This window comes from Brackiella oedipodis DSM 13743, assembly GCF_000621025.1.
Lineage (GTDB): Bacteria > Pseudomonadota > Gammaproteobacteria > Burkholderiales > Burkholderiaceae_B > Oligella > Oligella oedipodis.
Genome location: NZ_KK211205.1, coordinates 377967 through 385195, shown reverse-complemented (window position 1 = coordinate 385195; position 7229 = coordinate 377967). Strand labels below are relative to the sequence as shown.

8 protein-coding genes are annotated in these 7229 nt (G+C 45.3%); 3 read left to right on the top strand and 5 right to left on the bottom strand.

The window, feature by feature from the left end; genetic code table 11:
- Nucleotides 1–233: hypothetical protein (locus tag Q335_RS10280; protein ID WP_038369413.1), on the bottom strand; the 233-nt coding region annotated here is incomplete at its 3' end.
- Nucleotides 234–334: 101 nt separating this feature from the next.
- Here Q335_RS10280 and rsmD point away from each other — a divergent pair.
- From rsmD to Q335_RS09355, 3 genes are all read left to right on the top strand, one after another.
- Complete coding sequence (rsmD, locus tag Q335_RS0105090) at nt 335–907, top strand: 16S rRNA (guanine(966)-N(2))-methyltransferase RsmD (protein ID WP_028357708.1); 573 nt, start codon at nt 335–337, stop codon at nt 905–907.
- Between the two features lie 67 nt (nt 908–974).
- Nucleotides 975–1496 (top strand): pantetheine-phosphate adenylyltransferase, encoded by a 522-nt coding sequence (gene coaD, locus Q335_RS0105085; protein WP_028357707.1) that lies wholly within the window; start codon nt 975–977, stop codon nt 1494–1496.
- A gap of 61 nt (nt 1497–1557) precedes the next feature.
- Nucleotides 1558–1842 (top strand): YfhL family 4Fe-4S dicluster ferredoxin, encoded by a 285-nt coding sequence (locus Q335_RS09355; protein ID WP_051532311.1) that lies wholly within the window; start codon nt 1558–1560, stop codon nt 1840–1842.
- Nucleotides 1843–1986: 144 nt separating this feature from the next.
- Here the strand turns inward: Q335_RS09355 and Q335_RS0105075 are convergent, their stop codons facing one another.
- From Q335_RS0105075 to pth, 4 genes are all read right to left on the bottom strand, one after another.
- A complete protein-coding gene (locus tag Q335_RS0105075) occupies nt 1987–4509 on the bottom strand; it encodes an AsmA family protein (protein WP_028357706.1) in 2523 nt (840 codons plus the stop codon).
- 42 nt (nt 4510–4551) lie between these two features.
- Nucleotides 4552–5643, bottom strand: a complete 1092-nt coding sequence (gene ychF / locus Q335_RS0105070; protein WP_028357705.1) for a redox-regulated ATPase YchF — start codon at nt 5641–5643, stop codon at nt 4552–4554.
- A gap of 133 nt (nt 5644–5776) precedes the next feature.
- Entirely contained in the window at nt 5777–6559 is a 783-nt protein-coding gene (locus Q335_RS0105065) for a CPBP family glutamic-type intramembrane protease (RefSeq protein ID WP_028357704.1), read from the bottom strand.
- Nucleotides 6559–7170: an aminoacyl-tRNA hydrolase gene (gene pth / locus Q335_RS0105060; RefSeq protein ID WP_028357703.1), complete on the bottom strand. Its 612-nt coding sequence runs from the start codon at nt 7168–7170 to the stop codon at nt 6559–6561. The genes Q335_RS0105065 and pth overlap by 1 nt, the downstream gene beginning before the upstream one ends.
- Between the last annotated feature and the right edge of the window lie 59 nt (nt 7171–7229).

Sequence of the window (7229 nt, the reverse complement as noted above, 5' to 3'; positions counted from 1 at the left end):
TCGGTTCTTTGTACAGGTTCGGTTCTTTGTACAGGCTCGGTTCTTTGCACGGGCTCCGTTCTTTGCACGGGTTCCGTTCTTTGTACAGGCTCAGTGTTTTTTACTGTTTCGTTTTCTTGCACAACCTCGGTAGCAACGGGAGGCGTTGACGGCGACGTGCTAGGTTGGCTGGGGTCATTAAGGTCTTTTTCTGTGTCTTGTTTTTTATTCTTTTTGCGGAAAAAACTGAACATTTCACTCCCTATGCTTAGTGATAACTCGAGATATACTACAATGAGCGGCAATATAACAAAATTATAAAGCCTTTCAAATGTAGAGATGGCTTTTATACCCTATGACTCAACAGAACAAAAGCTCCCACAAAATTCGTATTATTGGTGGTTCTCTCAAGCGCTCTTTATTGCCCGTCGCCAATCTTGAAGGATTACGGCCTACGCCTGATCGCGTGCGTGAGAGTCTTTTCAATTGGATTGATCACCTGTGGCAACGCCAATACAGTGACAAGGCGGTGCTAGACCTTTTTGCGGGCACGGGTGCCTTGGGTTTTGAGGCGGTCTCAAGAGGTGCTCAATACGTGCAGATGGTCGAGCCCAATGCACAAGCACGAGCGGCACTACGAACGTTTCGCGATCAGCATCAATTGCAGCAAATTAGAATTCATAGTGGCGATGCCATGTTGGTGCTTTCGCGTATGGATGCCTCACGTTTTGATTTAATTCTCTTGGACCCACCTTTTAGACAAGGCTATTTGCAACAAGTCAAAAGCTATCTACCCCAAATCTGTAAACCGGGCGCCTTAATCTATACCGAATCCGAAGCCTTTCAGGAGTGGCATGAACCTTTCGAATTATTACGTCACGGTAAAGCAGGCCAGGTGTATTATCAATTATTCCAACTCCATTCCTAGCAATTTTTAATTATCAATCGAAATATCTTATAATTAAGGTATCTCTTTAATTTTTATACAGTTTGTTATGCGCATTGCCGTTTATCCGGGGACGTTTGATCCCCTGACTCGAGGCCACGAAGATTTAGTAAGACGGGCTTCAACCCTATTTGACCAGGTCATTGTTGCCGTGGCTGCTAGTGCCGGCAAGAACCCCTGTTTTACCCTAGAGGAGCGTTTAACCATTGCCCACGAGGTCTTGGATCACTATGATAACGTCACCATCAAGGGCTTTAGTGGTTTATTACGTGATTTTGTCTGCCAAGAGAATGCTCAGGTCATTATTCGTGGATTGCGTGCGGTCTCCGACTTTGAGTATGAGTTCCAAATGGCCGGCATGAATCGCTACTTGCTACCCAATGTCGAAACCATTTTCTTAACGCCTGCCGACCAATACCAGTTTATTTCAGGGACCTTCGTGCGCGAAATCGGTCTGATGGGCGGTGATGTCAGTAATTTTGTCTTCCCTTCTGTAGAACGTTGGCTCAACGAAAAGGCCAAACAACGTCAAGCCAAACTCGCTAGCCAGCAAGCACTACAAAATAAATAATGTTAAGGTCAGCACATTACGCCGCTCTTTGGGCAGTGTTTTGGGACCGTAGGTAATAATTATGGCACTTAAGATTGATGACGAATGCATCAATTGTGATGTATGTGAACCACAATGCCCCAATGAGGCTATCTTTATGGGGCCAGAATACTATGTAATTGACCCAGCTAAATGCACTGAATGTGTTGGTCACCACGAGGAACCCCAATGCATGGTGGTGTGTCCAGTCGACTGTATTGCCGTCAATCCAGAATTTGTAGAGTCTGAAGCCCAGCTCATGCAAAAATTCAAAGAACTCACTGGTCAAAGCGAAACGGAGACTGATCCCCAAGAGGTATTATCGTAATCATTCGGATAGGGTTAGTGGTTGAGCGTTAAACGTCACACGCTTGCGTTGTTTATAACAAGTCCCATTGATGCACTCACAAAAAAGCTGCCAATCATTCAGAGTTGGCAGCTTTTTTGTATTTGATAGCCTAACTAGAAGAGGCTATTTGCTGGGTTGTGATTTACTTGGCTCGGCGTCCTGAGAATTTGCCTTCTCAGCCTGTGCTTTTTCTTGCAGCAATTGTTTGACATGCGTCTGCTGCTCTTTGGCTTCTTCTAGTTGTGTCGCTAGGTCTTTTTTAAGCGAAGCCTGTAATTCTGGATAGGTACCCTCTAGAGTCAAAGGCAGCTTAAGATTACGCACATTGATACGGACGCCGCCCATGGCGACATCGGCGACACCGTTTTTGAGGTGGACCATTAAAGGTAGATAGAGAGATTGCTTGGCCATATCGGCATAGGCAAACGCGTTACGCTCAAGGTCGATTTGTGGAGATAACCACTGCAAATGTTTAAAGGTAAGAATGCCATGATCAAGTGCCGCCTGTGCTTGCAACTGCTGAAACGCTGTGCTTGCATTCTGATAAAACTCAAAGCTTGGATGCTCTTGCGGATCTGCTTTGGCCGCCTCGAGCCATTGCAAAAAATCGACCCCGTTGAGCTTACCATCGTTGACTTTAAGGTTTAATTTACCAGATAAACTTTGTGCAATGTCTTGATCTGCGAGACTCGTCCCTTGTACATCAAACACCAAATCGGCCTGTCCCTCAATTAAGGGCAATTGCTTAAAGAGTGGCCAGAGTTGACGCAATTGGACTTGACGCAAATCACCGTCGACGCGGAAACGATCACCATGCAAATCAAAATCACTATTAAGGCTGAGCTGGCCCTCAAAGACCTTGGCTTTGAGGGATTTGATAGACATGGTACTGGAGGCATCAAATAATAAGGTTGCGCCTAGGTCTTTGAATTCCGTATCGTGATACACCAAGGAAGCAATATTAAAGGTACCCACACCACTTAGACGACTTAATAAATCTTGTTTAAAGCTCAAGCCATTACTTGGCTTAGCAGCGACGTTGGTAGCGTTTGTATCGTCCTTATCATTTGCTTGGGTTTGTTCTGGTGCTGACGAGGTTTCTTGAGCCGTCTCATCAGCTTTCGCAGATTCTTGCTGCTCGGCCTCTTCAGCTTGTTTGGGATCGTTGGAATCAATTAAACGATCTAAGACGATTTTGTCCGCTTGTAGATCCACATTTACGCGTGGATCACTAAAATTATGTAGCTCACCCTTAAGTGATAGCTTCTCGTTATCAAACAAGGCATCCATCTGCATGCTGAGTTGGCGTTGTGGCAAATCTCCCTTGATTTTGCCGATCAACAGCATTTCTTGTTGTGGGTTGTCATAGTCTTTGAGTTTAAGCTTACCGTTGATCCCATCCAAAGAGAACTGCTGACCCAAATCGCGAATATGCCCGGCAGCATCGAAATCAAATTGCAAATTACGCGCTTCGCTAGGCGCATAAATGCCATTGACCGTCACCTTACCAATTTGAATATGCCCGGCAGTCCCACTAATATCCTTAAAGCTTAAATTCAAATCCGCTTTTTCTTGACCTTCAAAATGCAATACCCCCGTCAATGGTTGACCTTGAGCCTTGCTGGGTGAAATATTCAAGTCCGGTGATTTCAGTTCCAAACTATAATTTTGCTGTTGCTTGGTTTGGGCATTGGCATTGATCGCTAAATCCTTAAGCACCAATGTGGTCTGTGAGATATCAAAATTCAGCGTTGGCGCTGCCATACTGAAGTCAAGATCCTCGAGATCGGTATGCTCTTCACCCTTAGTATTGAGACTGAGCGCTACGCCACGGCCTTTGAGCATACCGTTTTTAGTGTCAATATCAAAGTTGCCTTTGACCCCTGCTTGGCTTTGACCAAAGTGGGCATCGCTACCATTTAGACCCAGATTTAAATTTTTGGCACTGTATAAGCCCAAGACCGGATCGAATTGCAATAAGCCATTGATATTTAATTTACCTTCTACGTCAGGGGTATCACTTTGCAAGTTCGCGCTGAGCGTCGCATCAAAGGCTTGGTTGGGTGAAATACGTCCCGTATGCACATTAAGATTGTGTAGCTCGATGTTCTGGTGGCGTTTGAGATCGTGATAGCGTAGTTGGCCATCTTGCAGCTCTAAGCCCGCCACGTCGACAACAAAATCATCGGAGTCAAGCGCAAAAGAATCCTGTTCATGGTCATCTTCGGCACTCAGATTCGCTTTGGCCTCTTTGAAGAAATCATCAAAATTAAAGTTACCATCAGCCTGATGCAATATATTGACATCAAAGCCTTTAACATCGATATGATCGATCAAGAAACGATCAAACAATAAGGGCCAGAGGGCTACAGCAAAACGCGCATGATCGATATGAGCAAATTGCTCTTGGCTATGAGGCTCACTTAGGCGAATATCATCAGCGTTAAGGCCAATGCGCGGAAACAATGACAATTTAAAGTCACCATTAATGCTAAGTTCTCGGTCGTAACGCTGTTTAACCGCGGTCACGAGCTTTTGTTTGTAGACATTGGGGTCAAACGTCAAGAGAAAGATAGCGCCACCAATAAATGCAATAATCAATAAGGCGACTAGACCCAATAGACCTTTTTTCAGGAAACTTTTCATGAATGAATGCCTCGTGTTTAGGCGCAAAAGACAATAATTGCCTTAAACATTAAACAAGAAATTTAGCACATCGCCATCTTTAACAATGTAATCTTTACCTTCTGCCCGCATTTTACCAGCTTCTTTTGCACCGGCCTCACCTTTGTATTGGATGAAATCAGCGAAAGCGATGGTCTGTGCACGAATAAACCCGCGCTCAAAATCAGTGTGAATGGCCGCCGCCGCACGTGGCGCTGTATCTCCAATGCGAATGGTCCAGGCACGAACCTCTTTGACACCCGCCGTGAAATAAGTTTGTAAGCCTAGTAATTTGAAACCTGCACGGATAACCCGGTTTAGCCCTGGTTCCTGCATGCCCATATCTTCGAGGAAGACTTGCTTATCATCTTCGTCAAGGTCGACAATTTCGGCCTCGATGGTGGCACAAACCGCCACGACGGGGGCGTTTTCTTGGGCAGCGTAGTCTTCGACCTGTTGGAGTAAAGGATTATCTTTAAAGCCGTCTTCTTGGACATTAGCCACATACATTATCGGCTTGGCTGTAATAAAGCCATACGGTTTGAGCAACGCCTTATCGTCAGCAGACAAATCCATGGAGCGGATGGATTTGGATTGATCGAGTACCGCAATGATTTTTTCGAGTAAGGCGGCAAATTTCTGCGCTTCTTTATCGCCAGCTCTGGCGGTTTTTTGGGCTTTAAGTAAGGCCTTTTCGGCAGAGGCTAAATCCGCTAAGGCCAGTTCTGTGTTGATGACTTCAATGTCGGCGATAGGGTCAACCTTACCGGCAACGTGTACCACGTTATCATCTTGGAAACAGCGAACCACATGCACAATGGCATCGGTCTCTCGGATATTTGCCAGGAATTGGTTGCCTAAGCCCTCGCCTTTGGAGGCGCCCGCCACCAGTCCAGCAATATCGACAAATTCTACTGTCGCAGGGACGACGCGCTGTGGCTTGACGATTTTTGAGAGTTCGTCAAGCCGTGAATCGGGCACTTCAACAATACCAACATTCGGTTCAATGGTACAAAACGGATAGTTTTCAGCGGCGATACCGGCTTTAGTAAGCGCATTAAATAACGTTGATTTACCGACATTTGGAAGTCCGACAATGCCACATTGAAGAGCCATAATAATCCTTAACTAATTTATGCTAAAGGGTCTATTTTAACCTTAAGATCCCTTGAAATTTAAAAAAAACCGTTACCCTATTGCGCTAACTACATGCGCTGAAGCGAAGAAAATTGTCCTAAAAATGCTTGAGTTAGTTCACTAATTCTGGGTCAACAGCGTACAAGAGCACCATGAGTAAGACGGGGCCACCATTGAAGGCCGCATGAAATAACATACTTTGTAAAATCCCAAAACGCACACGTAGCCAAGCCAGAATCATGCCTGTGGACATTTGGGGCAATACCAAAAAAGGCATAGCCCATAGAGGGATATGCTCACTTTCATAATTAAAGGTATGCATAAAGGCAAATAGCAAAACCATACCATACAATATGTACGGAAAAGCGCAGACATAACGACGCTGCTGCTTAAACGACAACGCGACAAAGTAGTGTTCGTGCTTTTTTGGGATATAAACAATTACTGCAGACAATAACAGCGCTAAAAGCAAGAGGTTATACCAATGCGCGCCGGCTAGCAGTAATACAATACTTAGGGGAATCAAAAAGGTCCAAGCGGAAGGACGGCGCAAAATAAAGCGAAAAACGGTTTCTTCAATCAGTGGAGCCCATAGCACTGCCAGCAGTACAATGTCCCATCCCGTAAAAGTAATTTTATTGACAGCACCGACTTTTTGCGAGACCACAAAAGTCAATGGCGCCAGCAAAAATAGATTGACGACCCAGGCCAAGCACAGCCACTTGATAAAAACCCCCAGTGGTAGGATTCGATTCCAGTCACGCTGCCAACTGTGCGCGGTCCCCTCCAAAAGGGCATGTGCTCCCTGACCATGCTTGAGGGTAGGTTTTTTGACAAAAGCAATAAAATCCTTCCAGAGCATGGAAAACGTCACTGGTCTTGGCGTTGCAGACATTAGGCTTCCTTTTTGCAAATACTGGCTAATTGACGATTGGCTTTATCTATGTCACCTTCTAATAAGGGTGTAATCACCGTTTGGCATGACAGCAAGACAGGTTCAATAGCATTCATCTCGGTCTGACTAGGGCGATGCAAAACAAATTGTACGACGGGTTGCTGTAAATTGAGACTGCGAGGGTGCCCAATCCCGAGCCGTAAACGCCAGTAATTTGGCGTACCTAAGGCTTTGTCAATATCACGTAGACCGTTATGGCCAGCATGGCCACCCCCCTTCTTGAGTTTGACTTGGCCTGGCAATAAGTCCATTTCATCGTGTATGATCAAAATCTCTTCCGGCGCGATCTTAAAAAATTTAGCTACAGCTTGTACGGACTGACCTGAGCGATTCATAAACGTCGCCGGTTTGAGTATATAAACGGGCTGACCAAGATAACGCGCCTTGGCTATTTCACCAAAAAAACTCGATTCTAGTTTAAATGCACTATTAAAACCTTGAGCAATATGATCGGCCATCCAAAAACCTGCGTTGTGGCGCGTGAGTTCATACTCAGCCCCTGGATTGCCTAACCCCACAATCAAACGAATTGCACTTGCCTGCTGCGCCATCTTGTACTCTACCTAAAAACTAAACAAAAAAACCCTTGCATGAATCATGCAAGGGTTTG

What these genes read in the sequence shown, in the direction of transcription:
- Q335_RS0105075 (WP_028357706.1), bottom strand. Translation starts at nt 4,509, where the DNA reads ATGAAAAGTTTCCTGAAAAAAGGTCTATTGGGTCTAGTCGCCTTATTG.
- rsmD (WP_028357708.1), top strand. Translation starts at nt 335, where the DNA reads ATGACTCAACAGAACAAAAGCTCCCACAAAATTCGTATTATTGGTGGT.
- coaD (WP_028357707.1), top strand. Translation starts at nt 975, where the DNA reads ATGCGCATTGCCGTTTATCCGGGGACGTTTGATCCCCTGACTCGAGGC.
- ychF (WP_028357705.1), bottom strand. Translation starts at nt 5,643, where the DNA reads ATGGCTCTTCAATGTGGCATTGTCGGACTTCCAAATGTCGGTAAATCA.
- pth (WP_028357703.1), bottom strand. Translation starts at nt 7,170, where the DNA reads ATGGCGCAGCAGGCAAGTGCAATTCGTTTGATTGTGGGGTTAGGCAAT.
- Q335_RS0105065 (WP_028357704.1), bottom strand. Translation starts at nt 6,559, where the DNA reads ATGTCTGCAACGCCAAGACCAGTGACGTTTTCCATGCTCTGGAAGGAT.
- Q335_RS09355 (WP_051532311.1), top strand. Translation starts at nt 1,558, where the DNA reads ATGGCACTTAAGATTGATGACGAATGCATCAATTGTGATGTATGTGAA.